The following is a 25,957-nucleotide window of genomic DNA, read 5'->3' as shown; positions in this document are numbered from 1 at the left end:
CTGTGCTGGGAGGCACCGCGGATGGACGCAGCAGCTGTCATATTTGAGAGACCGGGCGAGGTTGCCATCAGGCAGCTGGCGCTTTGCCCTCTCGGCGACAAGGACCTGGTGGTCGAAACCCTTGCCAGCGGCATATCTACCGGCACGGAAAAGATGCTGTTCCAGGGCACCATGCCGAGCTTTCCGGGTATGGGCTATCCGCTGGTCCCAGGCTACGAATCGGTGGCCCGCGTCATTGAGGCCGGACCACACTCGGGCCACCGGGTCGGCGCCACCGTCTTCGTGCCCGGCGCCAACTGCTTTGCCGGGGCGGCCGGTCTGTTCGGCGCTTCGGCATCGAGGCTGATCGTGCCGGGGGCTCGGGTCTTTGAAGTCGGCGCCGCCATTGGCGAGGATGCCGTACTGCTGGCGCTCGCTGCAACCGCCCTTCATGCAGTGCGCCGCGCCCATGGCCCGGTGGGTCTCGTCGTCGGCCATGGCGTGCTCGGGCGGTTGATCGCCCGCATCGTCATCGCGCTTGATTTCGCCGCCCCCGTTGTCTGGGAAGTGGCCGCGGCCCGCCGGGATGGTGGATGCGGCTATGCGGTCATCGACCCGCAGGACGATCGCGACGGCCGCTATGGCACGGCGATCGACGCCAGCGGCAATGCCACCGTGATCGACAGCATTGTCGAGCATCTGCAGCGTCCGGGCGAGCTGGTGCTGGCCGGCTTCTACGGCGAGCGTCTCGGCTATGCCTTCGCGCCGGCCTTCATGCGCGAGCTGACACTTACGATTGCTGCCGAATTTCGCCCGCAGGACGTCGCCGAGGTGATCGCCCTGGTCGAGGCCGGGCGCCTGTCGCTGAAGGGTCTCGTGACCCATCGGGCATCGCCTCAAGACGTGCCGTCAGCCTATCGCACCGCCTTCGAAGACCTCGACTGCCTGAAAATGATCATCGACTGGAGGAAAGCCGCATGAGCCTCGACCTGACCCAGGACGGCCTGGAGCGCCTGCAGGACAATCTGCGCGAGGAAGCCGCCATCGAGCCCGATGCGCCGGTGATCGGCAAGGTGACCAAGGAAACCCAGATCATCGCCATCTATGGCAAGGGCGGCATCGGCAAGAGTTTTACGCTCGCCAATCTCTCCTACATGTTGGCCCAGCTCGGCAAGAAGGTGCTCTTGATCGGCTGCGACCCGAAGAGCGACACCACGTCGCTGCTGTTTGGCGGCCGTGCCTGCCCGACCATCATCCAGACGGCCTCGCGCCGCAAGGAAGCCGGCCAGGAGATTTCGATCTCCGATGTCTGCTTCAAGCGCGACGGCGTCTTCGCCATGGAACTGGGCGGCCCCGAAGTCGGCCGCGGCTGCGGCGGACGCGGCATCATCCATGGTTTCGAAACGCTGGAAAAGCTCGGCTTCCACGACTGGGACTTCGATTTCATCCTGCTCGATTTCCTCGGCGACGTGGTCTGCGGCGGCTTTGGACTGCCGATCGCCCGCGACATGTGCCAGAAGGTCGTCGTGGTCGGCTCCAACGATCTGCAATCGCTTTACGTGGCCAACAATGTCTGCTCGGCGGTCAAGTATTTCCGCAATCTCGGTGGCAATGTCGGCGTGGCCGGCCTCGTCATCAACAAGGACGACGGCACGGGCGAGGCCCAGGCCTTCGCCGAGGCGGTCGGCATTCCGGTTCTCGCCTCGATCCCGCAGGACGACGACATCCGCCGCAAGAGCGCCAATTACCAGATCATCGGCACCCATGACAGCCATTGGGGATCGCTGTTCGAAGCCCTGTCGATCAATCTGGCCGAGGCCCCGCCGATCCTGCCAAAGCCGCTCGACCAGGATGGCCTGCTCGGCCTGTTCGATGCCAGCGAGACCGGCGCCGATTACAAGCTGCAACCAGCCCTGCCGGAAGACATGTGCGCCACGGGCGCGCTGAAACGGCCGTCGCTGGAAGTCGTCTACGACAACGTTTGAGATCGGATGGCCGCCATGGATGAGCTTCACAAGGATTTCGAGCGCAAGGATTTCGAGCCGGACGACGCAGGCGGATTGAGCGCGGCTGCGGCAGAAGCGGCCATGCCTTCGGATGCCGTCGACAGCGCCTCGGCGATCGGCTGCCATGGGGGCGCGGAGCTGTCCAAGGCCGCCGCCCGCGCCGCCGGCCAGGGCGAGCTGATGGACCGTTTCGAAGCCGATTATCCGAAGGGTCCCCACGACCAGCCGCAATCCATGTGCCCGGCCTTCGGCTCGCTGCGCGTCGGGTTGCGCATGCGCCGGGTCGGCACGATCCTGTCGGGCTCGGCCTGCTGCGTCTATGGGCTGACCTTCACCTCACATTTCTACGGCGCCAAGCGCTCGGTCGGCTATGTGCCGTTCAGCTCGGAAACGTTGGTCACCGGCAAGCTTTACGAGGATATCGTCGAGGCCGTGCATCTGATGGCCGATCCGGAGAAATACGACGCGCTGATCGTCACCAATCTGTGCGTCCCCACCGCATCGGGCGTTCCGCTGAAAATGCTGCCGCGCGACATCGACGGCGTGCGCATCGTCGGCATCGACGTGCCGGGCTTCGGGGTGCCCACCCATGCCGAGGCCAAGGACGTGCTGGCGGGCGCCATGCTGTCCTATGCCCGCCAGGAGGCGGAAGCCGGCCCCGTGCAGCGGCCGCGCAGCGGGCTCAAGGACAAGCCGACCGTGACGCTGGTCGGCGAGATGTTTCCGGTCGATCCGGTCGTCATCGGCGGCATGCTGGAGCCGATGGGGCTTGCCGTCGGACCGACCATTCCGGTGCGCGAATGGCGCGATCTCTATGCCGCACTGGACTGCGCCACCGTTGCGGCGATCCACCCGTTCTACACGGCGACCTTCCGCGAATTCACCGCCGCCGGCCGCAGCATCACCGGCTCCGCGCCGATCGGCCTTGAAGGCACCGATGCCTGGCTCCGGGCCATCGGCCGGAACTGCAACGTGCCGCAGGCGCTGATCGACCTCAGCCGCAATGCCATGCGCGGCGCCATATCCGCCGGGCTCGCCGCCAACCCCATCAAGGGGCGCATCACCCTGTCGGGCTATGAAGGCTCCGAGTTGATCGTCGGCCGGCTGCTGGTCGAACTGGGCGCAGACCTGCGCTATGTCGGCACGGCCTGTCCGCGCACGCCCTATAACAGCGACGATGCCGACTGGCTTGCCGCCCATGGCGTGATCGTGCGCTTTAGGGCCTCGCTCGAGCAGGACCTTGCCGCCCTCAGGGAGTTTCGGCCGGATCTTGCCATCGGCACCACGCCGGTCGTGCAGAAGGCCAAGGAGGCGGCGACGCCGGCGCTCTATTTCACCAACCTGATTTCCGCCCGCCCGCTGATGGGGCCGGCCGGTCCCGGTTCGCTGCCGTCCGTCATCAATGCCGCCATCGCCAACAAGGACCGGTTCCTGGCGATGAACGCCTTCTTCGAGGGTGTCGGCAGCGGCGATACGGCCGGCATCTGGCAGGACGTGCCAGCCGACCGCAGCGCCTATCGCAAGAAATACGCCGCCAAGGTCAAGCAGTCGCGCAATGCCGTCGACAACGGGGAGAGCGTCGGATGCTGATCCTCGACCACGACAGAGCCGGCGGCTACTGGGGCAGCGTCTATGCCTTCACCGCGATCAAGGGCCTGCAGGTGATCATCGACGGCCCTGTCGGCTGCGAGAACCTGCCGGTGACCTCCGTCCTGCATTACACCGACGCGCTGCCGCCCCATGAATTGCCGATCGTGGTCAGCGGCCTGTCGGAAGACGAGCTGGGCCAGCACGGCACCGAGGGAGCGATGAAGCGGGCGCGTCTGGCGCTCGATCCCGACCTGCCGGCGGTGGTCGTCACCGGCTCGATCGCCGAGATGATCGGCGGCGGCGTGACGCCGGAAGGCTCCAACATCGTCCGCTTCCTGCCCCGCACCATCGACGAAGACCAGTGGCAAAGTGCCGACCGGGGGCTGAAATGGCTGTGGACCGAATTCGGCCCGAAGGGCGGCAAGGTGCCTGCCCCGCGCCGGCGTCCTGACGGCGCCAGGCCCCGGGTCAACATCATCGGCCCGATCTACGGCACCTACAATATGCCCTCCGACCTTGCGGAAATCCGCCGCCTCGTCGAAGGCATCGGTGCCGAGATCAACATGGTCTTCCCGCTCGGTAGCCATATCGAGGACGTTCGCAAGCTTGCCGATGCCGATGCCAATATCTGCCTTTACCGCGAATTCGGCCGCCTTCTGTGCGAGGCGCTCGACCGACCCTATCTGCAGGCGCCGATCGGCATCCATTCGACGACCGCCTTCCTGCGGTCGCTTGGCGAGATGCTGGGGCTCGATCCGGAGCCCTTCATCACACGGGAAAAGCATACGACGCTGAAGCCGCTCTGGGACCTGTGGCGCTCGGTCACCCAGGATTTCTTCGCCACGGCCAGCTTCGCCGTGGTCGCCAACGAGACCTATACGCGCGGCCTGCGCAATTTCCTGGAGGAGGAGATGGGCCTGCCCTGCACCTTCGCCGTGCCGCGCAAGCCCGGCGCCAAGACCGACAATCACGCGGTGCAGGACCTGGTCGCCGGCAAGCCGCCGATGATCCTGTTCGGCTCGTTCAACGAGCGCATGTACATGGGCGAGCGCGGCCAGCGCGGCAAGTTCATCCAGCTGTCCTATCCCGGCGCCATCGTGCGCCGCCATACCGGAACGCCGGTCATGGGCTATTCGGGCGCCGCCTGGCTGATCCAGGAAGTCTGCAACGCCCTGTTCGACATGCTGTTCGATATCCTGCCGAAGGCTGGCGAACTCGATGCCATCGAACCCACCACCACGCGCCGCAGCGGCGAATTGCCCTGGGCGGCGGACGCCCAGGCGCAGCTCGAACTGCGCGTCAGTGCCGAACCGGTGCTGGTGCGCATCTCGGCCGCCAAGCGCCTGCGCGACGCCGCCGAGCGGGAGGCCCGGCGCGACAATGCCGCGGAAGTGGCCGCGCGCCATGTGGAAGGCGCGGCCAGGCTGACGGGAGCCTACGCCTGAAGACGATATTCATGGCCGCCCGGAGGCGGCGAGGAGGTGACACCATGCATGAGATGACCACCCACGAGACGACAGATGCCGAGCGGGATCGCAAGTCGGAGCGCGCCCTGATGCGCCAGCTCTTCCTGATCTCCTATCCGCTCTGCCTGATCGCGGCGACCGGCCACCGGATCGCCATCCAGTTCGACAGTCACGCGAGCCGGCCCGACCAGTCCGTGTTCGCCGAGGCCCGTTCGTCGGCCTATGCAGCCGTCGGTTACGCGTTTCACGCGTGACCCCCGTTTGCCGGTGTTCTCGACACCGACAATACCCCGGTTGGGTCCTTCAACGGGCCTTGCCGGAACCCCGCCGCGGGGGTGCCGCGGTGTTCGAGACTAGGAGGTGAGTTTGATGGCTGAAACATCAAGCGTTTCACTTTCGGGTCTGACCGAAAGCGAAGCTCGCGAGTTCCACGGATTGTTCATCCAAGGCTTCTTGATATTCACGGCGATTGCGATCGTCGCGCATATCCTGGTGTGGATGTGGCGTCCCTGGATCCCGGGGCCAGAAGGTTATGTCTCCCTGGAGCACATCAACCAGACGGCTCAAGCGCTTCTGCCGATGTTGGCATAGGGAGAGCGCACATGTGGAGAATCTGGCTCATGTTCGATCCGCGCAAGGCGCTGGTCGCACTGTCTGTGTTCCTGTTTACGCTCGCCATTCTGATCCACTTCATCCTGTTGAGCACGGATCGATTCAACTGGCTCGAGGGCAAGCCCCTCAAGACCAGCGCGATCGAACACTCCCTCTCATGGGACGCGGATCAGCGGCTCGTCGGCTGACGCTCAAGTCGGCAGCGGGCGTGGCCGGTCAGCCGGTCTCGCCCGCCGCCAATGCCTTACGAACATATTTTTACGAACGGACATCGCCAACCGGCTGACCATCTCGAGGATACGCAAATGGCACTGCTGAGTTTTGAACGCAAATATCGCGTGCGCGGCGGAACACTGATCGGCGGCGATCTGTTCGACTTCTGGGTCGGACCCTTCTATGTCGGCTTCTTCGGCGTCACCACCGCCTTTTTCGCCACGCTGGGCACCGCGCTCATCGTCTATGGGGCCTCCATCGGGCCGACCTGGAACATCTGGCAGATTTCCATCGCGCCACCGGACCTGTCCTATGGCCTGGCGTTGGCACCGCTCAAGCAGGGCGGGCTGTGGCAGATCATCACCGTGTGCGCGCTCGGCGCCTTCATCTCCTGGGCGCTGCGGGAAGTCGAAATCTGCCGCAAGCTCGGCATCGGCTATCACGTGCCCTTTGCCTTTTCCGTGGCGATCTTTGCCTATACGACCCTTGTCGTCATCCGGCCGCTGCTGCTCGGCGCCTGGGGCGCCGGCTTTCCCTATGGCATCTTCAGTCACCTCGACTGGGTGTCGAATGTCGGCTACCAATATCTGCACTTCCACTACAATCCCGCCCATATGATCGCCGTGTCGTTCTTCTTCACGACGACGCTGGCGCTGGCGCTGCATGGCGGCCTGATCCTGTCGGCCGCCAATCCCGGCGCCTCGCTCGACGAGCCCGGCAAGCAGGCCGAGGTCAAGACACCGGAATATGAAGACACATTTTTCCGCGACATCATCGGTTATTCGATCGGCACGCTCGGCATCCATCGGCTGGGCCTGATCCTGGCCCTCAATGCCGGTTTCTGGAGCGCCGTCTGCATCGTGATCAGCGGACCCTTTTGGAACCAAGGCTGGCCCCAGTGGTGGAACTGGTGGCTCGAGCTGCCGATCTGGAGCTGAGGGGGACCGGACCATGGCACAATATCAAAACATCATCACGCCGATCCAGATCACCGGGCCCGTTGAAGCAGGCATGCCGCTGCCGCGCGGCGACAGCAGACGCACCGGCGAACCATTTTACGTGCGGCTGTTCGGCATGATCGGCAATGCCCAGATCGGGCCGATCTATCTCGGCTATCTCGGCACGCTGTCGCTGGTCTTCGGCTTCATCGCCTTCGAGATCATCGGGCTGAACATGTTCGCCTCGGTGGGCTGGGATCCGATCCAGTTCGTCCGGCAGCTGTTCTGGCTCGGCCTTGAGCCGCCGCCGGCCAAATACGGGATCACGGTCCTGCCGCCGCTGGCCGAAGGCGGATGGTGGCTGATGGCCGGTTTTTTCATGACAACCTCCGTGCTTCTCTGGTGGGTCCGGATCTATCGCCGCGCCCGGCAGCTGGAAATGGGCACCCATGTTGCCTGGGCCTTTGCATCGGCGATCTGGCTGATGCTGGTGCTCGGTTTCATCCGGCCGCTGCTGATGGGCAATTTTTCAGAAGCCGTGCCCTTCGGCATCTTCCCCCATCTCGACTGGACGGCTGCCTTGTCGATCCGCTACGGCAACCTCTACTACAACCCGTTCCACTGCCTCTCGATCGTCTTCCTCTACGGCTCGGTGCTGCTCTTTGCCATGCATGGCGCGACCATCCTGGCCGTGGGCAAATATGGCGGCGAGCGCGAGCTGGAACAGATCACCGACCGCGGCACCGCCTCTGAACGGGCTGCCCTGTTCTGGCGCTGGACCATGGGCTTCAACGCCACCATGGAATCCGTGCATCGCTGGGCCTGGTGGTTTGCCATTCTCACCCCCTTGACAGGCGGCATCGGCATCCTGCTGACCGGCACGGTCGTCGACAACTGGTATCTCTGGGGTGTCAACCACGGACTCGTGTCTCCATTGCCGACCTTGTGGCCGGACGTGGTCGATCCGGCGCAATCAGGAGCAGGACAATGAAACTCTGGATTCCATTCGCCGCCTCTGCCGGAGCCCTGCTGACGATCGCCAGCTTCGTCGGCGCCGGCTGGGATGCTCCGCCGGTCGAGGGCACACAGATCGGCGCTCGCGGCACCGGCATGGTGCTCTATCGCGACGTCGAGAAGCAGGAGGCCCTGAAAACCGCCAATGTCGTGCCGCCTGCCCCCTGGCAGGCCGATCCGGCCGGCGACAAGGCTCGCGATCTCTATGAGAACGTCCAGATCCTGGGCGATCTGTCCGACGACCAGTTCAACCAGTTCATGGCCTCGATCACCGAATGGATCGCGCCCGAAGCCGGCTGCAACTATTGCCACAATCCGGAAAACATGGCCTCCGACGAAATCTACCAGAAGGTCGTCGCCCGCCGGATGATCCAGATGACCCAGGCGATCAACGTCGATTGGCAACCCCATGTCGGAGCGGTTGGCGCCACCTGCTATACCTGTCACCGCGGCCAGGCGATCCCGACCAACACCTGGTATGAGGACCTGGAGCCGAAGCCGGCCGGCAATATGACGCAGAACCGCCAGGGCCAGAATGTGGTGGCGAATTTCGGCGGCAAGTCCTCGCTGCCCCAGAATGTGCTGAAAGACTATCTGCTCGGGGACAAGCAGATCCGCGTCCATTCGACGACCGCCCTTCCGACCGGCACAAACCCGGCCGGCACGAAGGAAACGGAAGCGACCTGGTCGCTGATGATGCATATGTCGGAATCGCTTGGCGTCAACTGCGTGACCTGCCACAACTCGCGCGCCTTCAACGATTGGGATCAGAGCCCGCCGCAGCGCGTGACCGCATGGCACGGCATCCGCATGGCCCGCGATATCAACGCCAATTACCTGGTCGGGCTGACGCCGATCTTCCCTGACCATCGCAAGGGGCCGCAAGGCGATGTCTTCAAGGTGGGTTGCGCCACCTGCCATGCCGGCGTCCAGAAGCCGCTCGATGGCGTCTCGATGCTGCAGGACTATCTCGATGCCCTGGGCAAGAAGGGCCCGACCGAGGTTCCAGACTTCAGCACCTACCAGCCCGGAACGACGCAGCGCATGACCCCTGCCGGCCAGACCAGCAGCGCCGCGCCCCCCGCCCACAACCAGCAGGCGGCGGCCGCCCCGCTGCTGCCGGTCGCACCGGCCAGCAAGTGACAGTCTGCCAAGGCGAGGCACAGAATGCGGCGGAGCGATCCGCCGCTTTTCTGTGGGGGTCAAATCGTACCCATCCGTCATTCGTCATATCAGGGCTTGTCTGGAGCATCTGCAAACGTCTGATACAGTTTCCGTTTGATCAACTTCCATTCCCGGCCCCGCCCCTCACCCTGACCCTCTCCCCGCAAGCGGGGCGAGGGAACGGAAACGCTGCGGCATTCCTCCTTCTCCACGCTTGCGGGGAGAAGGTGCCGGCAGGGGGATGAGGGGCTGCGACCTAGAGCGGAGCCGATCAAGCGGAAACCGTATGATTTATGGACGTCAGAACATTCTCGTCACAAGGGCGAGGAGGACGTCGCGAAAGTACGCGCTGCTTTTCAACAACCGGGAGGGGCTTGCGGGATCACCCTTTTTCCTCCTGGTGCCCTGTGGTCGGCCGGTCTCGCACCCTCAGGCGGCCTGAGCAAAACTGAGACCGGGGAAGCGCTGCAGGTAGATGCGCAGCCAGGGGGTGAATTCTTCGGGACGATCGAGGACATCCTGCCGCAACTGCCGCAGCGATATCCAGCGCACGGCTTCGACTTCACGCTCGACCGGACGGATTGTGAGTGTGTGGCGATCGACCTGGCCACTGAACAGGGTCACGCGCTCGTGCTCGCGCAGGCCCGACCCGACATCGGCTGAATATTCCACGGTCTGGTGACGGGTCAGGGATAAGGTGAAGCCGAGTTCCTCGTTCAGGCGCCGGCCGGCGCAATGCTCGACGCTTTCGCCCCAATGCGGATGGGTGCAGCAGGTATTGGCCCATTGGCCGGCGCAATGATATTTCGTCGCGGCGCGTTTCTGGATCAGCAGAAACGCGCCGTCGAACACGAAGACCGATACGGCGAGATGCAGGAGCCCGTCGACATGGGCCTGCATCTTGTCGACGGGATAAAGCGAACCGTCGCCGGCGATAGCCGGAATTTCGATAGCCTCGCTCATGACCACTCTCCTGCGTGCATTGCTTCAGGGCTGACCGGTGAGGGGCTGCAGATCGGGTCCTGCGCCCCGCTTACGCAACCGCCCGTGCCAGCGCGCATTGCGACCAGAGAGAAGACAGCGCATCGGCAAGATGCTGGATGTCCGCCTCGGTATGCAGCGGCGTCGGGGTAATGCGCAACCTTTCCTTGCCGACAGGCACCGTCGGATAATTGATCGGCTGCACATAGATGCCGAAATCGTGGAGCAGGATATCGGAAATCCATTTGCACTTCGAGGCATTGCCGACCATGACGGGAACGATATGGCTGGGATTGTGCATATGCGGGATGCCGCGCTTATCGAGCGCACGCCTGACCCTGGCAACGGCTGCCTGGTGCTGTTGGCGCTCGAAGCTGCTTGCCTTCAGGTGGCGGATCGATGCCGTGGCACCCGCGGCAAGGGCCGGCGGAATGGCAGTCGTGAAGATGAAGCCCGACGAAAAGGAGCGCACGAAATCAACCAGGACGGCCGGCCCGGTGATATAGCCGCCCATGACGCCAAAGGCCTTGCCCAGCGTGCCCTCGATCACCGTCAGCCGGTGCATCAGGCCCTCGCGCTCGGCGACACCGCCGCCGCGCGGGCCATACATGCCCACGGCATGCACCTCGTCGAGATAGGTCATGGCACCGAATTCGTCGGCCACGTCGCAGATCTCGCGGATCGGGGAGATGTCGCCGTCCATGGAATAGACGCTCTCGAAGGCGACGAGCTTGGGTGCGGCCGGATCGTCGGCGGCCATCAACTCGCGCAGGTGGCGGTAATCGTTATGGCGGAACTGGCGCTTGATACAGCGCGAATGGCGGATGCCCTCGATCATCGAGGCGTGGTTGAGGGAATCTGAATAGCAGATGATGCCGGGGATCTTCGCCAGCAGCGTGCCGAGCGCCGCCCAGTTCGAGACATAGCCCGAGGTGAAGAGCAGCGCGCCCTCCTTGGCATGCAGATCGGCGAGTTCCCGCTCCAAGAGCACGTGATAATGGTTGGTGCCGGAGATGTTGCGGGTTCCGCCCGCCCCTGCCCCGCATTTGCGCACGACCTCGATCATGCGCTCAGTAACGATGGGATTCTGGCCCATGCCGAGATAGTCGTTGGAACACCAGACAGTCACATCGCGAACCGGCCCGTCCGCATGGTGGAATGCGGCCTTGGGGAAGGCCGAACAATGACGTTCCAGGTCTGCAAAAACCCGGTAATTGCCGGCCGTGTGCAGTCCTGCGATTTCGGCTTCCATATGCTGGAGAATGTCCATCAGTCTTTCCTCTTCCCGATCGTGTCGTGCCCGACGGCCCATGACGCTTGAAGCGTTGCCGGTGGCCCCCCTTGAATAGCCGCGATGCCGTCCGACGGAGGGCGCGGGGCCAGTTTGCCTGCATCCTGACGCGTCGTCGCCCAGCGCCACAGCGCCGTGTCCGAGACGGGAAGGACGAGAATGAGATGTTCGATTATGGCGAGCGCCATGAACGTGGCGAGCAATGTCTGGCCGACGACCGAATGATCGTCGGTCGCCCTGACCGCGCCGATCACCAGAATGGCAAAGACACCGGCAGCGCAGGCCAGCAGGATCGGAAACAAAGGTGTCGTCCGATCGGTGCGGAAATAGGTTTTCAGATGGGCGATACCCCTGGGCATCAGATCGCTGACAGCGTGGGGCGCGCCTAAGAAAATCAACAGCTTGGCCGATATGCGCATGCCCCAGAGCAGGCCGAAGGCGGCAAGCCCGAACAGGTTTTGCCCATCCGACAAGGCCAGCCACAGCGCCAGTGCGGTGACGAGGATGGCAATTTCGTGGTCACGAACCGCCGCCCAGGCGGCCCTGAACCGGGCGAGACCCGTGAGTCCTGGCGGGCAGTCGCCCCGCCGCCCGGTCAACAGGCCGGTGAGAAAAGCCGCCTCGTGCCAGGCCCAGACGAGAAGCGCCCCGAAGAAACCGGCATAGGAGCCGAGCGGGGTCCGCTCAGCGGCTCCAGACAGCATCAGCGCAAAGCCGCCGGCGCCGATGACCGTCATGACGGCCATCAGCACGAGCCCGCGGCTGCCCTGAGCCGCGCGATTGACCATGGCCAGCACCAGGCCGGTCGAAAGCCACCATACGGCGATGGCGACGAAGACGACGGCGAGCGGGTGCGTGAGCGTCATGGCCCCCTCCTTACCAGACCGGCTGCAGACGGGACGTGGCGGGAATGGCGTTGGACTTTGCCGGGATCATGTACATCCGCACGAAATTCACCGTTGCCGCCGCCGTCCACCAGCTCTTGGCCAGACGCCCTGCAAGTCCGCCTCGCGCATTGGCCGCCTGCATTTTGCGATTGATGCGCTCCATGCGGCGGAAACCGTCCCGCAGCGCCGGATGGTCGAGATCCAGCACCAGCGGGAAGCACTGCCTTGAAATCTCGGACGTCAGCCGGAACACGCGCATGTCGTAGTCATCGATATCGACGCCCAGCGCCTTGTGGAAGGCGGGCCGCATGTGGTCGCGCACATACATGGTGGCGAAGACCGCCAGCAGGAAGAACTTGATCCAGTACTTGTTGAGCCCTTCCATCAGCCGCTTGTCGGAGCGGATGATCAGCGAGAAGGCCTCGCCATGGGAGAACTCGTCATTGCACCATTGGCGGAACCACTTGAAGATCGGGTGGAACCGCTGTTCGGGGTGCTTTTCCAGATGCCGGAAGATGGTGATGTAGCGGGCATAGCCGATCTTTTCCGAGAGATAGGTGGCGTAGTAGATGAACTTCGGCTTGAAGAAGGTGTATTTCTTGGCCTTGGCCAGAAAGCCCATGTTCACGCCGATGCCGAAATCCTTCAGCGCATCGTTGATGAAGCCGGCATGGCGGGACTCGTCGCGGCTCATATAGCCGAACAGCTCGCAGATCTCCTGGTTGGTGCCGCGCCGCTTCATCTCCTTGTAGAGCACGCAGCCCGAGAATTCCGAGGTCAGCGAGGAGACCAGGAAATCGGTAAACTCCTCGCGCAGATCGTCCGGCAGCGCATTGATGTCGATATCGTCCCAGTCTTCGTTGCGCTTGAAATGGCCACGGTTGGGGTCGCTCTTCATCTGGGCGATCAGCACGTCCCATTCGGCCCGTACCGGTTCGACGTCGATCTTGTCCATCTCTTCGAAATCGGTGGTGTAGAAGCGCGGCGTCAGCATGGTTGAGACCAGCGCGCTGCGGGTCGTATCGTTGACGCCGGCCATGCGCTCCTCGACCGTCTGTTCGCGGCCGGTCAGATGGCTGGGGGAAACATGATTGTTCATGACAGTGCCCTCTCGGTGAAGCTGAATTCGCACAATTCCATCATGTCGAGATCGCCGGTGGCGCGGGTCCAGGCGCGTTCCAGTGCCCCGGCCCGCGTGATGGTCGCCTTGCGCCGGAAATTCTGGGTCGAGCCATAGGGGATCGACACCGGCGCGCCATGCACCAGGACCTCGTCGCCGGGATGCACGATGACGCCGTTGTCGAAGCGCAGATGCGCGCCGAGCGCCTCGAAGGTGTTGTTGATTTCGACGGTGCAGTCGACGACTTCGCGTCGGCGCATCAGGGTGAAGACGGGATTCATGGGCGGTTTCCTCCTTGATGATCGAGCAGGGCGGCGAATGCGGCCGCATTGTCCCGGCCGAACGCCTCGAGATAGAGGCGTTCTCCGGTCGCCGTGTCGGACAGGCTGACGCGGCCGGTATCCCATTTGATGATCCGATAGGCCGCGTCGCGGGGCACGGCGGCGATCTGGCGCATGCGCTCGAAGGCGCGCAACGAGCCGCGCACGAAGCCGCCGGCATCTTTCGGATAGGCCGCAATCACCGCGCCTGTCGCGACATCGGTGACGATGACGGTATCGCCGGAGCCGCGGGAAAGGATGACGTCGCGCACGGCGACCGGTTGCCCGGCCTGCTGCTTGACCAGACCGATGCCGGTTGCCTGACCGAAGACGACAGCACCGGCGGAAAAGACCAGCAAGGCGACGGCCGCCAAAATGATGCCCATGGGGAAACGGTTGGTTGCCTTGCCCTTGCGGCTGTCCAGATAACCCAGGCTGAGTGCGGAGCGCATCGTCCCTCTCCTATTCGGCAGCCGCGATCTGGGGGATCGCTTGAGTTGACGTGTTGCTGGCGATCAGCCGCCCATAGCCGGCATGCATCGTCGCATGGCGGGCATAGGCCAGCGCCAGGATGTCGCTGACGGCCTCGGCATCGGCCAGGCAGATCAGGCTCGGCTCGGGCGCCGCAAAACGCCAGCCGCGCACATGCGGCCATTGCAACATCCACGACAGGCGGTGACCTTCGCGCAAGGCCAGCGCGATCGTGCCCGCCTTGCCGCCCAGATTGCCAAGCGCCACCGCGTTGATCTGGCTGAAGGGCAGGTTCAGGCTCATCGACAGCGCCACGCCGAAGCGCATCACCACCCGTTCGCTGGTGATCGTATAGAGCGTGGTGCGCTCCAGGCCCCAGGCGAAAAGCTCGATCATGCCCAGCACGATGGCGCCGAGCCCGGTCAGCACGGCGATGGAAAAGGCGATGCCGCCGAGAGGCTGGCCGTCGGACAGGCCGGATGCCGCAGCCCATATGGCCAGGATCAGGAAATAGCCGCCGATCCACAGGCTTTTCAGGCTGTGGCGCGCCACCAGCCGCGCCAAGGGCCGGCCCTGCCAGATGATCACTTCCCCGGCCGGCAATTCGCCGGGCAGGCCGGCCACGGGCTCGATCTCGTGTTCTCGGATGACGAACTGTTTCATAGCAGCGACTCCTGCCGTTCGCGCAGGGCATAGAGCAGGCCGGCGCCGAAATAGGCCATGATCCTGTCTTCCTCGCGCAGCGTCACCGTCTCGGGCTTCGCGGTCGCCGGAACATCGGCGAATTGCTCCGAGGTGATCGCATGGACATAGAGCTGGCGAATGCCGCCGCGGCCGGTCTGCACCACCACGAAATTATTGGGCACCAGGACCGTGCGCACTGTGTCGGCCGCACCGATGGACACCTCGTAATAGCGGATCAGATGCTCGGAACGGTCGACCCAGACATCGCTGACCGTGCCGGCCGGCTTGCGGTCGCAGCCGACCACGACCAGTCCGCGCGGGTCGATCTGGCCCTCGGCAATCGCAAACCCCTCGGCAATGCGCATCGGCACGATGCGGGCATCGCCATGGGCGGTCGTGTCGGGCTTTTCGGCGCGCTCGGCCCAGGAGCCGGGACCGATCCCCGCCAAAAGCGGATTGCCGAGCGGCTCGATCGGATAACCGGGCGCCGGTGCGATGCGGCGGGCCGCCAGCGGGCGCGTATCGCGCACGAAGTCGGGCACCTGCTTGATGCCCTGTCCGTGGGGCAGGACGAAGGTCTTCTTCGGTGGCACGAACAGGAAGGGATGCTTGTTGTAGCGGCCTGAGACGTCCTCCTCGAGCGGATAGCCCTCGCGCCGGTCTTCCTTCCGCAGATACCAGACGAGGCCGGCAAAGAAGATCCAGAAAGCGTAGAGCACCACCTGCGCCACGTCGAGATTGCCGCCGAGAGATCCGGTCATGTTTGTCCCTCCAGTTGATGGCGGTGCCGGCGGTCAGCCGGGCATCTCCGCCAGTCCAAAACGCATGTCATTATGGTTGCTGCCCTGGTAACGTCGCCCCGTCAGGGGGCCGAGGACCGCCAGGCAGATAAACAGAAGCACGATTTCGAACGTGTAGACGACGAGATAGCCGGAGGCCGTGCTGACCATGGCCTCACCGAGACTGCCGCTGAGCGCCAGCGAATTGACCCCGCTCTTCAAGACCCCGGCCAGAAGCAGGCTGCCGCCGATCGCCGTTGCCTGCACAGCACCCCAGGCGCCGACGACGATGCCGCTGTCGGACCGGCTGGAAATCGCCATGGCGCCGAGCATGGTGCCGACGGCAAACAATCCGCCGCCGAGGCCGACGCCGGCAGCGCCGGCATAAAACAGGGAATGCAGGCCAAGCGGCTCAGCCAGGATCACGCAGGAGAAGGCGACAACGCCGATCAGGATGCCGCGCGCGGCGATCCGGTACATCTCGCCGCCGCGCTGCAGGCTATGAGCCGCCCAGGCAAAACCGGCCATGGTTCCGGCCGCCCAAAGGCCGGTCAACAGCGTGGTGCGACCGACCGACATGCCGAGAATCTCGCCGCCATAGGGTTCCAGCAGCACATCCTGCATGGAAAAGGCGGCCGAGCCGATGGCGACGGCCAGCAGCAGGCGCAGGGTGCCGGGATCGCTGCGATAGGTCTCGAGCGCGTCGAGGAAGCCGATGGGATTGCGATACACTGAGGTCAGTCGGGGATTGCGCCCTTCCTGCTTCCAGATCGCGATCACGGTGATGGCGATGGTGAACAGCGCCGTGCCCTGGATCACCTGGATGAGCTGCTTGGCGGAAAAGTCGACCAGCGCGACGCTGTAGAAGGCCGAGGCGCCGATCATGCCGGCCAGCAGCATGACATAGAGCAGCGCCACCACCCGCGGCCGCTTGTCGGCCGGCACCAGGTCGCTGGCAAGCGCCAGACCCGCCGTCTGCATCATGTGCATGCCGAAGCCAGTCAGGATGAAGGCAAGGCAGGCGCCTGCCGCACCGGCCCATTCGGGACCAAGCGTCTGCGACTGCAGAAGCAGAAGAGCAAACGGCATGATCGCCAGCCCGCCGAACTGCAGCAGGGCACCCAGCCAGATATAGGGCACGCGGCGCCATCCCAGCACGGAGCGGTAGGTGTCGGAGCGATAGCCGAAGAACAGACGGAGCGGCGCGGCCAGAACAGGAATGGCGATGACGGCCGAGACGAGATCCACCCGCACGCCAAGCTCGACGATCAGAACCCGGTTCAGCGTGCCGTTGAGCAGCACCAGGACGCAACCGACGGCGATCTGGAACATCGACAGCCGCAGCAGCCGTGACAATGGCATGTCGGCGCTTGCCGCATCGGCAAACGGCAGGAACCGCGTGCCCAGCTTCTGCCAGAGCCCGATCATCTTGCGGTTTGCGGCCTGGATCCTCATGAGCGCGTCACCTCCATGGCCTGGGAGGTGTAGAAGCCGACCGCGATCCGCTGGGTGCGGCCGAGCGACCAGGACGCCATATCCGGCTTGGCCACCAGATTGGCGACCAGGGCCTGCGCATCGACAGGATAGATCGCCGGAGAGCGATTGCCGCGCGGAAAGGCGCGGCCGGCGGCCAGCATGGTGCGCAACAGACGCGACCCGGGGGCGAGCGTGAAGACCAGCCTGCGCGCAGTGCGGCCAGCCATCTGTTCGATGACGCGTGTCGCATCCGCGGCCTTGTAGTGGATCAGCACGTCCATCGCGACGATCGCATCGAAACGGCCATGGCGCGGATCGAGCATGTCGCCGCTTTCGAAGCGCACCGACCCCAGACGCGGGCTGCCGGGCGGATGGCGCTCGAAGGCCCGCTGGCGGGCAAAGGCCACCATCTGGGCCGAGAGGTCGATGCCCAGCACGTCAGCGCCGCGCTCCATCAGGTCCAGCGACAGCACGCCGGAGCCGCAGCCGGCATCCAGGATGCGCCAGCCGGTCAGATCCTGCGGCAACCAGTCGACGAGCGTGCGGCGCATGGCATCGCGGCCCTTGCGCACCGTGGCGCGGATGCCGCCGACCGGCTGGTCGCCGGTGAGCTTCTTCCAGGCATCGAGCGCCGTGCGATCGAAATAATGTTCGATCTCGCCTGTTCGTCTGATGTAGTCGGTCTGGCTCATCGGGTGCCCTCACTCGAAACCGAGAAATTCGAAAATGTCCCGGTCCTTCATGGGTTCGGCATGGAGCGCCGGCGTTCCCGCCCACAACCGCTCGGCCAGCTGCAGATATTCCTTCTGGATCGCCAGGATCTCCGGGCTGTCGCCCATCTCGAAAAGCGTGCTCTTCTTCAGGCGGCTCAGGCGCACAAAGTCGCTGTCGGGCACATGGGCGAGACGCTTAAGCCCGATCGCCGCGTTGTAGCGGTCGATCTGGTCGGTCTCGCGCGAGCGGTTGGCGATCACCCCGCCCAGCCGCACCTCGTAGTTTTTGGCCTTGGCCTTGATCGCGGCGACGATGCGGTTCATGGCGAAGATGGAATCGAAATCGTTGGCGGCCACCACCACGGCGCGTTCGGCATGCTGCAGCGGCGAGGCAAAGCCGCCGCAGACGACATCGCCGAGCACGTCGAAGATCACCACATCGGTGTCGTCGAGCAGGTGATGTTCTTTGAGCAACTTGACCGTCTGGCCGACCACATAGCCGCCGCAACCGGTGCCGGCCGGCGGACCGCCCGCTTCGATGCACTGCACGCCATTATAGCCCTCGACCATATAATCTTCCGGGCGCAGCTCCTCGGTGTGGAAATCGACCGTTTCCAGCACGTCGATGACGGTCGGGATCAGGCTTTTGGTGAGCGTGAAGGTGGAATCATGCTTCGGGTCGCAGCCGATCTGCAGCACCCGCTTGCCGATCATCGAGAAAGCGACCGACAGGTTGGACGAGGTGGTGGACTTGCCGATGCCACCCTTGCCATAGATCGCAAACACCTTGGCGCCGTCGATGTCCATGGTCGGGTCGAGATGGACCTGGACACTGCCCTCCCCGTCGGCGCGCCGGCGCAGCGTCTCGGCGGTGCGGGCCTCGCGTTCCACTGACTTGGCATGGGTGAAGATATTCATTGGGCAGCCTCCGTGAACAGGCCTTCGAGACGGTCTTCCAGTTCCTCTCCGGCCAGCCTGAGGGCGGCGAGGGTTTCGGCATCGGGCTGCCAGTAATTGCGTTCATGGGCCTCCATGAGACGGGCCGCGACCCGCGATGTGGAGGCGGGATTGAGATTGGACAGCCGGTCGCGCATCTGCGGGTCGAGCATGAAGGTCTCGGCCATCTGCTGGTAAACCCAGGGCTCGACGCCGCCCGTGGTCGCCGACCAGCCGAGCGTGTTGGTCACCTGCGTCTCGATATTGCGCACGCCCTCGTAGCCATGTTTCAGCATGCCCTCGAACCATTTGGGATTGAGCGTGCGGGTGCGGGTCTCCAGCGCCACCTGTTCGCCGAGCGTGCGCACCTTGCCCTCGCCCTGCGTCTGGTCGGAGATGAAGACCGGCAGCGCGGTTTCGCCCTTGGCGCGCAGGACAGCCTTGGTGAGACCGCCCAGCGTGTCGAAATAGTTCTCGATCGTCGTCACGCCGATCTCGACGGATTCCAGGTTCTGGTAGGCCATGTCGACCTCGCCGAGCACGGCATCGAGAACCTCGGCCTGGTGGCTGGTCTTGCCCTTGCGGTTGATCGCGAAGCTCTTGCGGCTGGTATAGGTGTCGGCGATCTCCTCGTCGTCCGACCACGAAGACGAGGCAACCAGCATGTTGACATTGGCGCCATAGGCCCCGTCGGCATTGGAGAACACCCGGTAGGCGGCGGCCTCGATGTCGCAGCCATGGCTTTCGCTATAGGCCAGCGCATGCTTGCGGATGAAGTTCATCGATATAGGCTCGTCGGCGGTGGCTGCCAGATAGCTCGCCTCGGCCAGCATGCTGGCCTGGATCGGCAGCAGATCGCGGAAGATGCCCGACAGCGTCATCACGGCGTCGATGCGCGGGCGCTTCAGCTCGGCAAGCGGGATCAGGGTCGCGCCGCAGACGCGGTTGTAGAAGTCGAGCTTCGGGCGCGCGCCCATCAGGGCCATGGCCTGGGCCAGCGGCGCGCCGCCGGTCTTCAGGTTGTCGGTGCCCCACAGCACGACGGCGACGGTTTCCGGCAGCCGGCCGTCGATCTTCATGTAGCGCTCCAGCACCCGCGCGGCCTGGCGTTCGCCATCCTGGACGGCAAAGGCGCTCGGGATGCCGAAGGGATCGAAACCATGGATATTGCGGCCGGTCGGCAGCAGTTCGGGCGTGCGCAACAGGTCGCCGGAGGGCGACGGCAGGATGAAACGTCCATCCAGCGCCTTCACCAGGCCGTCCAGTTCCTCATTGTCCATCAGGCCCTTGTTCATGGCCGACAACAGGGCGACACCATCACGTTGGGCCTGATCGGCCCCGGCAAGATATGTGGCGATCGCCTTGTCGTCCTGGTCGACGATCGCAGCGACCAGCGCGGGATTGTCGCGCAGTGCCGAACCCTCCATGCCGGCGGCGACATGGCCCAGCATGTCAAGCCGCTCGGCGCGGTCCATGCCCCGGCCGGCGATGTGCAGACCATGGGGGATCAGCGTGTATTCCAGTTCGGTGACCGCGCCGACCAGATCCTGAACGAACAGGCCGTCGCTCGCATTGTCGCCATCGGGCGCAAGGTCGAGCTGCTGCGCCTGGACGCGGATCAGCGCGATCAGGCGCTCGCGCTCAGTGATTGCGTCCGGCAGGGCGGCGCGGTAGCGGTCGAGGCTTGCCTTCAGCTCGCTCAGCCCCTTGTAAAGACCCGCCTGGGTGATCGCCGGGGTCAGGTAGGAGATCAGCGTCGCTGCCGAGCGGCGCTTGGCGATCGATCCCTCGGCCGGGTTGTTGGCGGCATAGAAGTAGAAGTTCGGCAATCCTTGCAGGATGCGATCCGGCCAGCAGGTGCCGGACAGGCCGGTCTGCTTGCCGGGCATGAATTCGAGCGCCCCATGGGTGCCGAAATGCAGGACCGCATCGGCGCGGAAACCTTCGCGCAGATAGGTATAATAGGCTGAAAAGGCGTGGTTGGGGGCAAAGCCGCGCTCAAACAGCAGGCGCATCGGGTCGCCCTCGTAGCCGAAAGGCGGCTGGATGCCGACCAGCAGCTTGCCGAACTGGTGTCCCAGCACGAAGATGCCGCGACCATTGCTGAGCACACGCCCAGGCGCCGGACCCCAATGGGCCTCGATGTCGTCCAGATGGCGCTCGCGCCGGACATGGTCGTTGGTTGCGATGACCGTGTGCACATTGGCCTCGGTGCCATGCAGGGGGGCATTGCCCTCCAGGATCATCTCGCGCAGGGCATCGACGCTCTTCGGCACGGCAATGTCATAGCCCTCGGCCGACAGCCGCTTCATGGTTTCGTAGAGGCTTTCGAACACCGACAGGAAGGCCGCCGTGCCGATGCTGCCGCTATTGGGCGGATAGTTGAAGAGGGTGACGGCGATCCGGCGCTCGTGGCGGGGGCTGCGGCGCAGGGCGACCAGGGCGGCAAGACGGTCGGCCAGCAGATCGACACGCTCGTCGTCGGGCTGCATGCAGGCGCGGCCGGCAGGACATTGCCCCAGTTCGCGCGCGCAGATGCAGGGTTTGGCCTGGCCTGCGCAATCCGAGCGACCGCCGATGACCATCGAGCCCGTGGCGCCGTCGAGTTCCGGGATCGCCACCATCAGCGTCGTCTCGATCGGCGTCAGGCCTTGAGACGACGCCTGCCAGGCGTCGCGGGACTGGAATTCGGTGACGAAGGCCGAGAGATAGGGCACGTCGAGCTCACCCAGCGTGCGGGCAGCGGCATGGGCATCGCTATAGGCCGGGCCGCCGACCAGCGAGAAACCGGTGAGCGAGCAGAGCGCGTCGACCGTCACGCCGCCTGCGGTCGCATCCATGTAGCGGGCGATGGCCGGGCGCATGTCGAGCCCGCTGCAAAACACCGGCACGACACTATAGCCGCGTGTTTCGAGCGCCGAGATCACGCGGTCGTAATGGCCGGTATCGCCGGACAGGATATAGGTGCGCAGCAGCAGCAGGCCGATGGTACCGCGCGCTCCGGCGATCTGCGGCAGGGACCTGATCTGGGTGGTGACGCGGGGCTTGAGGCGCGGATGATAGAGCCCGACCTCGGGATACTCGACGGGGTTGCCGACCGTGATCCTGCCCTGCAGACCTTTGCGGTCACCGCTGGCATATTTGCCGACCAGCAACCGCACCATATTGGCGATGTTCTCGTCGGAGGCGGCGATGCGGTATTGCAGCGTCAGGAAATAGTTGCGCACGTCCTGGGCGGTGCCCGGAATGAAGCGCAGCAGCTGCGGCAGGCGGCGCAGCATGGCCAGCTGGCGCTCGCCGGCGGTCTTGCCACTGTCGCGGCCGCCGCGCGAACTGGAACCGCGCAGCTTCTTCAACAGCGCCAGCGGTCCCTTCTGCTCCCCGCTCATGCGGAAGCGGCCCATGCTGGTATATTTCATGATGGTGCCGGCCGACATGCAGCACACCATGGCGTCGCAGTCGCGGTGGCGCGTCTCCAGCGCGTCGGCGATCGCCTTCACATGTTCCTCGACAAAAATCATCGAGACGATGACGATATCGCCGCTGAGAATGGCGGTGCGGCAGGCGGCAAGGCTCGCCGGGTTCTCGGCCCAGTCGGTTGCGGCATGGACCGAGAGCGTCAGCCCCGGCAGGTCGCGGGCAAGCGAGCGGCGGGCATCGTCCACCGCAGCGGCGATGTGATTGTCGAGCGTCACCAGCACCACCCGGACCGGGGGGCTGTCAGCGGGCGAAATGGGCTTTCGCGTCATACAGCGTCTCCACGGTGATCGGGCGGATGCCCTTGGTTGCGGCAAAGAGTTCGGTGTTGCGGCGGGCCTTGCCGCGCACGAAGAAGGGAACCTTTTTCAGCTCCTTCTCGGCGTCGAAGGTCCAGACGGCGGTATCGTCTTCCGTTGCGGCGGCCACAACGGCCGCTGCGTCCTCGACCGCGTCGGCGGTATGGGGATGCAGATGCGAGGCGGCGGCACCGTCGTTGAATTCGAAATCATCGCGGAACATCTGCAGGAGGTGCTCTTCCAGGCCCATCATCAGCGGATGGACCCAGCTGTCGAAGATCACATTGGCGCCTTCAAAACCCATCTGCGGCGAATAGCGGGCGGGAAAGTCCTGGACATGCACCGGCGCCGAGATGACGGCGCAGGGAACCCGCAGGCGCTTGGCGATATGGCGCTCCATCTGCGTGCCCAGCACCAGTTCCGGCCGGGCGGCGATAATGGCGGCCTCGACCTCGAGGTGATCGTCGCTGACCAGCGCATCGACCCCGTAGCCGGCCGCGGCTTCGCGCAGCTCGCGGGCAAATTCGCGCATATAGGTGCCGAGCCCGCAGACCCGCAGCCCCAGCTCCTGGGAGGCGATGCGCGCCGCAGCGATGGCATGGGTGGCGTCCCCGAAGATGAAGACCCGCTTGTTGGTGAGGTAATTGCTGTCGACCGAGCGGGCATACCAGGTCAGCCGGTCGCGGCCGGAGCGCTGCGTTGCTTCATCGTCCGAAGGCGCCAGGCCGGCGAGCGCGCGAACCTCGGCGATAAAATCCTCAGTCGCGCCGATGCCGATCGGGATGGTCGAGACAAAGGGCATGCCATGGGTTTTTTTCAGCCAGCGGGCGGCCGCATCGGCAATTTCCGGATAGAGCACGATATTGAAGGCGGCCTCAGTGAGCCTTGCGAGATCGGCCGGGCTTGCGCCCAGAGGCGCCACGACGCGAACGTCAAGCCCTTCCTCGCTCAGCAACCGGACGATCTCGGTGACGTCGTCGCGGCAGCGGAAACCGAGCGACGTGGGGCCTAAGATATTGCAGCTATTGGCAGCGATATCGGTTGGGCGGGTCGTCGGGCCGGCAAAGGTGCGCACCATCCGGTAGAAGGTTTCGCCAGCGCCCCAGTTTTCCTTCTTCTGGTAGGACGGTAGGTCGAGCGGCACGACAGGCACCGAAACGTCCAGCGTGCGGGCAAGTCCGCCCGGATCGTCCTGCAGAAGCTCGGCCGTGCAGGACGCGCCGACCAGCAAGGCCTGCGGCTGGAAGCGCGCCACCGCATCGCGGCAGGCCGTCTTGAAGACATCGGCCGTCGAGCCGGAGAGATCGCGGGCCTGAAAGGTCGTATAGGTGACCGGTGGCCGCGAGGGCCGGCGCTCGATCATGGTGAACAGCAGATCGGCATACGTATCGCCCTGCGGTGCATGCAGAACGTAGTGAACGCCCGTCATGGAGGCGGCGATGCGCATTGCGCCGACATGGGGTGGTCCCTCATAGGTCCACATGGAAAGCTTCATGGCGCGGCCTCCTGGTGGCGGCTGCGGCCGGTCAGCATGCGGTGGCGCACCAGCGGCCGGGCGAAGAGTTCGGCGAGGTCGCCGGCCTGCTCAAAACCCTGGATCGGAGTGAAGGCGAATTCGATCGACCATTTGGTGATGCGGCCTTCGGCCTCGAAGGGATTGGCGAGGCCAAGACCGCAGACGATCAGATCCGGTTGCGCCTGGCGGCAGCGATCGATCTGGACATCGACGTCCTGACCCTCGGAAATCGCGACCCCCGGCGGCAGAAGCGCCAGTTCACCCGCGATATGCTCGCGGTGCAGGTAGGGGCTGCCGACCTCGACGATTTCGGCGCCCAGCTCCTGGTGCAGATAGCGCGCCAGCGACGGCTCCAGCTGCGAATCGGGAAAGAGGAAGATCCGCTTGCCGTCCAGCCAGGGGCGGTAGTGCTGCATGGCCTGTTCGGCACGCTTGCGCGGCTGGGCGATGACGCTCTCGAGGCGGGCGGGATTAACGCCGAAGGCATGGGCAATGGCGCCGAGCCAGGCGGTCGTGCCCTCCCCGCCGAGCGGGGAGATGGCATCGATGCGCTGCGCGCCGCGGGCTTCCAGCGCCGTCGCCGTGGCGCCGAGATAGGGCTGGGCCAGCACATAGCGGGTGTCGGGTCCGATGGTCAGCCCGTCAATGGCCTTGCGCCCCGGCAGGAAGACGATGTCTTGGAGGCCAAGGGCGGCAAAGAGGCGGGAAAACTGGTCCTCCACGACATCGGCGAGACAGCCGGCAACGACGAGTTTCGCAGCGGAGCGAGCGGCCGGCACCGTGGTCTGGTCTGCGACCAGGGCGGCCAGGAAATTGTCTTCGCCCTGGGTGAAGGTGGTCTCGATGCCGCTGCCGGAATAGGCGATCACCCGGCGGCGCGGCGCATAATGGGCGTTCAGCCGTCCAGCGGCGCGCGTGAGATCGAACTTGATGACCTCCGAGGGACAGGAGCCGACCAGAACCAGCATGCGGATATCGGGGCGGCGCTCCAGCAGGCGGGCGACGACCTGGTCGAGTTCGTCATGCATGTCGGCCATGCCGGCCAGATCGCGCTCCTCCATGATCGCCGTGGCGAAACGCGGCTCGGAAAAGATCATCACGCCGGCGGCCGACTGCATCAGGTGGGCGCAGGTGCGCGAGCCGACCACCAGGAAAAAGGCATCCTGCACCTTGCGATGCAGCCAGATGATCGATGTCAGGCCGCAGAACACCTCGTGCTGTCCGCGCTGGCGGATCGTGGCGGAGGGGGTGACCGATAGGGTAGTAGCGCAGGCCGATGGCAGGGGCTGGTTCATGACGCGCTCCCCGCAGCACCCAGGCCGTGGTCGCGGTCGGGCCTGAGCGAGCCCTGGCGCATGGCCGCATCCAGCCGCGCCATGCGCAGTTTCCAGACGAACTGGCCGGCATTGACGATGTAGGTCGCATAGGCCGCGAGTGCCAGCAGCATCAGCTGGCTAGATGTCAGCGTTCCCCCATAGAGTGCTGCCAGATAGGCCGTGTGCAGCGCCAGCACCAGCATGGAGAAGACGTCTTCCCAGAAGAACGGCCGGGCGAAGAGATAGCAGCCGAAAACCTGCTTTTCCCAGATCGAGCCGGTGACCATGATCGTATAGAGCGTCAGTGTCTTGACGACCACGGACAGTTCGGCTGCCTCCAGGCCAAACCCGGTCCACAGGTAGCGCAGGATCAGGGCGAGGCTTGCCAGGAAGACCAGAAACTGGATCGGCGCCAAAATCCCCTGAACCAGGGTCCAGCCGCTTTGATCACGTCTGCGCCGTTCTTCTTCCGTGTAGAGAACGGTGGCGGATGCGGCTTGTTCGGTCTTGCTCATCATGATCAATCCTTCTCCCGGATGCGTCCGCAGGGTTGCTCGGGATGGCAAAGAGTAATCCCGCGATCTCAAAAGTGTCAACATAGATTGACGTAAATATTTATTTACATCTGCCTTCAGTCTAGGCATGCTGTAGGGGCTCGCAGATGCGCTGGTCGGCATGGCCCCGGCAGCATTTCGCGCCGCAATGCTCA

25 protein-coding genes are annotated in these 25,957 nt (G+C 64.6%); 10 read left to right on the top strand and 15 right to left on the bottom strand.

Annotated elements, in window-relative coordinates; translation table 11 throughout:
• Positions 1 to 21 precede the first annotated feature (21 nt).
• The 10 genes from bchC to pufC all read left to right on the top strand — a co-directional run bounded on the left by bchC (position 22) and on the right by pufC (position 8,961).
• Positions 22 to 960, top strand: a complete 939-nt coding sequence (gene bchC, locus HGO38_RS03215) for a chlorophyll synthesis pathway protein BchC (RefSeq protein ID WP_250954466.1) — start codon at positions 22 to 24, stop codon at positions 958 to 960.
• Positions 957 to 1,964 carry a chlorophyllide a reductase iron protein subunit X gene (locus tag HGO38_RS03210; RefSeq protein ID WP_250954465.1) on the top strand — a complete coding sequence of 336 codons (1,008 nt, stop codon included), beginning with the start codon at positions 957 to 959 and terminating at the stop codon, positions 1,962 to 1,964. The genes bchC and HGO38_RS03210 overlap by 4 nt, the downstream gene beginning before the upstream one ends.
• A gap of 6 nt (positions 1,965 to 1,970) precedes the next feature.
• Positions 1,971 to 3,575, top strand: coding sequence for a chlorophyllide a reductase subunit Y (gene bchY / locus HGO38_RS03205; protein ID WP_502941486.1), 1,605 nt, complete (start codon positions 1,971 to 1,973; stop codon positions 3,573 to 3,575).
• On the top strand, positions 3,569 to 5,020 hold the full coding sequence (gene bchZ / locus HGO38_RS03200; protein WP_250954464.1) for a chlorophyllide a reductase subunit Z: 1,452 nt from the start codon (positions 3,569 to 3,571) through the stop codon (positions 5,018 to 5,020). Before bchY ends, bchZ begins: the two co-directional genes overlap by 7 nt.
• 44 nt (positions 5,021 to 5,064) lie before the next feature.
• The gene (locus HGO38_RS03195) at positions 5,065 to 5,295 is read left to right on the top strand and encodes a hypothetical protein (protein WP_250954463.1); all 231 of its coding nucleotides are present in this window, start codon (positions 5,065 to 5,067) and stop codon (positions 5,293 to 5,295) included.
• 115 nt (positions 5,296 to 5,410) lie between these two features.
• Entirely contained in the window at positions 5,411 to 5,632 is a 222-nt protein-coding gene (gene pufB, locus HGO38_RS03190) for a light-harvesting antenna LH1, beta subunit (protein WP_250954462.1), read from the top strand.
• 11 nt (positions 5,633 to 5,643) lie between these two features.
• Positions 5,644 to 5,841, top strand: a complete 198-nt coding sequence (gene pufA / locus HGO38_RS03185; protein WP_250954461.1) for a light-harvesting antenna LH1, alpha subunit — start codon at positions 5,644 to 5,646, stop codon at positions 5,839 to 5,841.
• A gap of 117 nt (positions 5,842 to 5,958) precedes the next feature.
• Positions 5,959 to 6,804: a photosynthetic reaction center subunit L gene (pufL, locus tag HGO38_RS03180; protein WP_250954460.1), complete on the top strand. Its 846-nt coding sequence runs from the start codon at positions 5,959 to 5,961 to the stop codon at positions 6,802 to 6,804.
• A gap of 13 nt (positions 6,805 to 6,817) precedes the next feature.
• Positions 6,818 to 7,795: a photosynthetic reaction center subunit M gene (gene pufM, locus HGO38_RS03175; protein WP_250954459.1), complete on the top strand. Its 978-nt coding sequence runs from the start codon at positions 6,818 to 6,820 to the stop codon at positions 7,793 to 7,795.
• Positions 7,792 to 8,961: a photosynthetic reaction center cytochrome PufC gene (pufC, locus tag HGO38_RS03170; RefSeq protein WP_250954458.1), complete on the top strand. Its 1,170-nt coding sequence runs from the start codon at positions 7,792 to 7,794 to the stop codon at positions 8,959 to 8,961. Before pufM ends, pufC begins: the two co-directional genes overlap by 4 nt.
• 450 nt (positions 8,962 to 9,411) lie before the next feature.
• On the opposite strand, the gene HGO38_RS03165 is transcribed toward pufC, so the two are convergent.
• From HGO38_RS03165 to bchF, 15 genes are all read right to left on the bottom strand, one after another.
• Positions 9,412 to 9,945, bottom strand: coding sequence for an isopentenyl-diphosphate Delta-isomerase (locus HGO38_RS03165; RefSeq protein WP_250954457.1), 534 nt, complete (start codon positions 9,943 to 9,945; stop codon positions 9,412 to 9,414).
• Between the two features lie 70 nt (positions 9,946 to 10,015).
• Positions 10,016 to 11,233, bottom strand: a complete 1,218-nt coding sequence (gene hemA / locus HGO38_RS03160) for a 5-aminolevulinate synthase (RefSeq protein ID WP_250954456.1) — start codon at positions 11,231 to 11,233, stop codon at positions 10,016 to 10,018.
• Positions 11,233 to 12,120, bottom strand: coding sequence for a putative photosynthetic complex assembly protein PuhE (puhE, locus tag HGO38_RS03155; protein WP_250954455.1), 888 nt, complete (start codon positions 12,118 to 12,120; stop codon positions 11,233 to 11,235). Before puhE ends, hemA begins: the two co-directional genes overlap by 1 nt.
• Before the next feature lie 10 nt (positions 12,121 to 12,130).
• Complete coding sequence (gene acsF / locus HGO38_RS03150) at positions 12,131 to 13,240, bottom strand: magnesium-protoporphyrin IX monomethyl ester (oxidative) cyclase (protein ID WP_502941484.1); 1,110 nt, start codon at positions 13,238 to 13,240, stop codon at positions 12,131 to 12,133.
• Positions 13,237 to 13,542: an O2-dependent cyclase accessory protein gene (locus HGO38_RS03145; RefSeq protein WP_250954454.1), complete on the bottom strand. Its 306-nt coding sequence runs from the start codon at positions 13,540 to 13,542 to the stop codon at positions 13,237 to 13,239. The genes acsF and HGO38_RS03145 overlap by 4 nt, the downstream gene beginning before the upstream one ends.
• The gene (puhC, locus tag HGO38_RS03140; RefSeq protein WP_250954453.1) at positions 13,539 to 14,033 is read right to left on the bottom strand and encodes a photosynthetic complex assembly protein PuhC; all 495 of its coding nucleotides are present in this window, start codon (positions 14,031 to 14,033) and stop codon (positions 13,539 to 13,541) included. The genes HGO38_RS03145 and puhC overlap by 4 nt, the downstream gene beginning before the upstream one ends.
• A gap of 10 nt (positions 14,034 to 14,043) precedes the next feature.
• Positions 14,044 to 14,715 carry a photosynthetic complex putative assembly protein PuhB gene (gene puhB / locus HGO38_RS03135; RefSeq protein WP_250954452.1) on the bottom strand — a complete coding sequence of 224 codons (672 nt, stop codon included), beginning with the start codon at positions 14,713 to 14,715 and terminating at the stop codon, positions 14,044 to 14,046.
• Positions 14,712 to 15,497, bottom strand: coding sequence for a photosynthetic reaction center subunit H (gene puhA / locus HGO38_RS03130; protein WP_250954451.1), 786 nt, complete (start codon positions 15,495 to 15,497; stop codon positions 14,712 to 14,714). The genes puhB and puhA overlap by 4 nt, the downstream gene beginning before the upstream one ends.
• 33 nt (positions 15,498 to 15,530) lie before the next feature.
• Positions 15,531 to 16,970 carry a BCD family MFS transporter gene (locus HGO38_RS03125; protein ID WP_250954450.1) on the bottom strand — a complete coding sequence of 480 codons (1,440 nt, stop codon included), beginning with the start codon at positions 16,968 to 16,970 and terminating at the stop codon, positions 15,531 to 15,533.
• Positions 16,967 to 17,683: a magnesium protoporphyrin IX methyltransferase gene (gene bchM / locus HGO38_RS03120; RefSeq protein ID WP_250954449.1), complete on the bottom strand. Its 717-nt coding sequence runs from the start codon at positions 17,681 to 17,683 to the stop codon at positions 16,967 to 16,969. The genes HGO38_RS03125 and bchM overlap by 4 nt, the downstream gene beginning before the upstream one ends.
• A 9-nt stretch (positions 17,684 to 17,692) precedes the next feature.
• Complete coding sequence (gene bchL, locus HGO38_RS03115; RefSeq protein ID WP_250954448.1) at positions 17,693 to 18,622, bottom strand: ferredoxin:protochlorophyllide reductase (ATP-dependent) iron-sulfur ATP-binding protein; 930 nt, start codon at positions 18,620 to 18,622, stop codon at positions 17,693 to 17,695.
• On the bottom strand, positions 18,619 to 22,389 hold the full coding sequence (locus tag HGO38_RS03110) for a magnesium chelatase subunit H (RefSeq protein ID WP_250954447.1): 3,771 nt from the start codon (positions 22,387 to 22,389) through the stop codon (positions 18,619 to 18,621). The genes bchL and HGO38_RS03110 overlap by 4 nt, the downstream gene beginning before the upstream one ends.
• On the bottom strand, positions 22,361 to 23,911 hold the full coding sequence (gene bchB, locus HGO38_RS03105) for a ferredoxin:protochlorophyllide reductase (ATP-dependent) subunit B (protein ID WP_250954446.1): 1,551 nt from the start codon (positions 23,909 to 23,911) through the stop codon (positions 22,361 to 22,363). Before bchB ends, HGO38_RS03110 begins: the two co-directional genes overlap by 29 nt.
• Positions 23,908 to 25,227 (bottom strand): ferredoxin:protochlorophyllide reductase (ATP-dependent) subunit N, encoded by a 1,320-nt coding sequence (locus tag HGO38_RS03100; RefSeq protein ID WP_250954445.1) that lies wholly within the window; start codon positions 25,225 to 25,227, stop codon positions 23,908 to 23,910. The genes bchB and HGO38_RS03100 overlap by 4 nt, the downstream gene beginning before the upstream one ends.
• Complete coding sequence (bchF, locus tag HGO38_RS03095) at positions 25,224 to 25,763, bottom strand: 2-vinyl bacteriochlorophyllide hydratase (RefSeq protein ID WP_502941483.1); 540 nt, start codon at positions 25,761 to 25,763, stop codon at positions 25,224 to 25,226. The genes HGO38_RS03100 and bchF overlap by 4 nt, the downstream gene beginning before the upstream one ends.
• Positions 25,764 to 25,957: the final 194 nt, after the last annotated feature.

It is taken from the genome of Rhizobium sp. CG5 (assembly GCF_023701945.1).
GTDB lineage: Bacteria > Pseudomonadota > Alphaproteobacteria > Rhizobiales > Rhizobiaceae > Allorhizobium.
This window is presented reverse-complemented; position numbering and strand designations above follow the sequence as displayed.

Bases quoted from the DNA above. Each gene is read 5' to 3' on its own strand.
- bchL (WP_250954448.1), bottom strand. From the start codon at position 18,622: ATGAATATCTTCACCCATGCCAAGTCAGTGGAACGCGAGGCCCGCACC.
- acsF (WP_502941484.1), bottom strand. From the start codon at position 13,240: ATGAACAATCATGTTTCCCCCAGCCATCTGACCGGCCGCGAACAGACG.
- bchB (WP_250954446.1), bottom strand. From the start codon at position 23,911: ATGAAGCTTTCCATGTGGACCTATGAGGGACCACCCCATGTCGGCGCA.
- pufM (WP_250954459.1), top strand. From the start codon at position 6,818: ATGGCACAATATCAAAACATCATCACGCCGATCCAGATCACCGGGCCC.
- bchY (WP_502941486.1), top strand. From the start codon at position 1,971: ATGGCCGCCATGGATGAGCTTCACAAGGATTTCGAGCGCAAGGATTTC.
- HGO38_RS03210 (WP_250954465.1), top strand. From the start codon at position 957: ATGAGCCTCGACCTGACCCAGGACGGCCTGGAGCGCCTGCAGGACAAT.
- HGO38_RS03125 (WP_250954450.1), bottom strand. From the start codon at position 16,970: ATGAGGATCCAGGCCGCAAACCGCAAGATGATCGGGCTCTGGCAGAAG.
- HGO38_RS03110 (WP_250954447.1), bottom strand. From the start codon at position 22,389: ATGACGCGAAAGCCCATTTCGCCCGCTGACAGCCCCCCGGTCCGGGTG.
- bchF (WP_502941483.1), bottom strand. From the start codon at position 25,763: ATGAGCAAGACCGAACAAGCCGCATCCGCCACCGTTCTCTACACGGAA.
- pufL (WP_250954460.1), top strand. From the start codon at position 5,959: ATGGCACTGCTGAGTTTTGAACGCAAATATCGCGTGCGCGGCGGAACA.
- puhC (WP_250954453.1), bottom strand. From the start codon at position 14,033: ATGCGCTCCGCACTCAGCCTGGGTTATCTGGACAGCCGCAAGGGCAAG.
- HGO38_RS03145 (WP_250954454.1), bottom strand. From the start codon at position 13,542: ATGAATCCCGTCTTCACCCTGATGCGCCGACGCGAAGTCGTCGACTGC.
- HGO38_RS03100 (WP_250954445.1), bottom strand. From the start codon at position 25,227: ATGAACCAGCCCCTGCCATCGGCCTGCGCTACTACCCTATCGGTCACC.
- puhA (WP_250954451.1), bottom strand. From the start codon at position 15,497: ATGACCGGATCTCTCGGCGGCAATCTCGACGTGGCGCAGGTGGTGCTC.
- HGO38_RS03165 (WP_250954457.1), bottom strand. From the start codon at position 9,945: ATGAGCGAGGCTATCGAAATTCCGGCTATCGCCGGCGACGGTTCGCTT.
- bchC (WP_250954466.1), top strand. From the start codon at position 22: ATGGACGCAGCAGCTGTCATATTTGAGAGACCGGGCGAGGTTGCCATC.
- puhE (WP_250954455.1), bottom strand. From the start codon at position 12,120: ATGACGCTCACGCACCCGCTCGCCGTCGTCTTCGTCGCCATCGCCGTA.
- pufB (WP_250954462.1), top strand. From the start codon at position 5,411: ATGGCTGAAACATCAAGCGTTTCACTTTCGGGTCTGACCGAAAGCGAA.
- HGO38_RS03195 (WP_250954463.1), top strand. From the start codon at position 5,065: ATGCATGAGATGACCACCCACGAGACGACAGATGCCGAGCGGGATCGC.
- bchM (WP_250954449.1), bottom strand. From the start codon at position 17,683: ATGAGCCAGACCGACTACATCAGACGAACAGGCGAGATCGAACATTAT.
- pufC (WP_250954458.1), top strand. From the start codon at position 7,792: ATGAAACTCTGGATTCCATTCGCCGCCTCTGCCGGAGCCCTGCTGACG.
- puhB (WP_250954452.1), bottom strand. From the start codon at position 14,715: ATGAAACAGTTCGTCATCCGAGAACACGAGATCGAGCCCGTGGCCGGC.
- hemA (WP_250954456.1), bottom strand. From the start codon at position 11,233: ATGGACATTCTCCAGCATATGGAAGCCGAAATCGCAGGACTGCACACG.
- pufA (WP_250954461.1), top strand. From the start codon at position 5,644: ATGTGGAGAATCTGGCTCATGTTCGATCCGCGCAAGGCGCTGGTCGCA.
- bchZ (WP_250954464.1), top strand. From the start codon at position 3,569: ATGCTGATCCTCGACCACGACAGAGCCGGCGGCTACTGGGGCAGCGTC.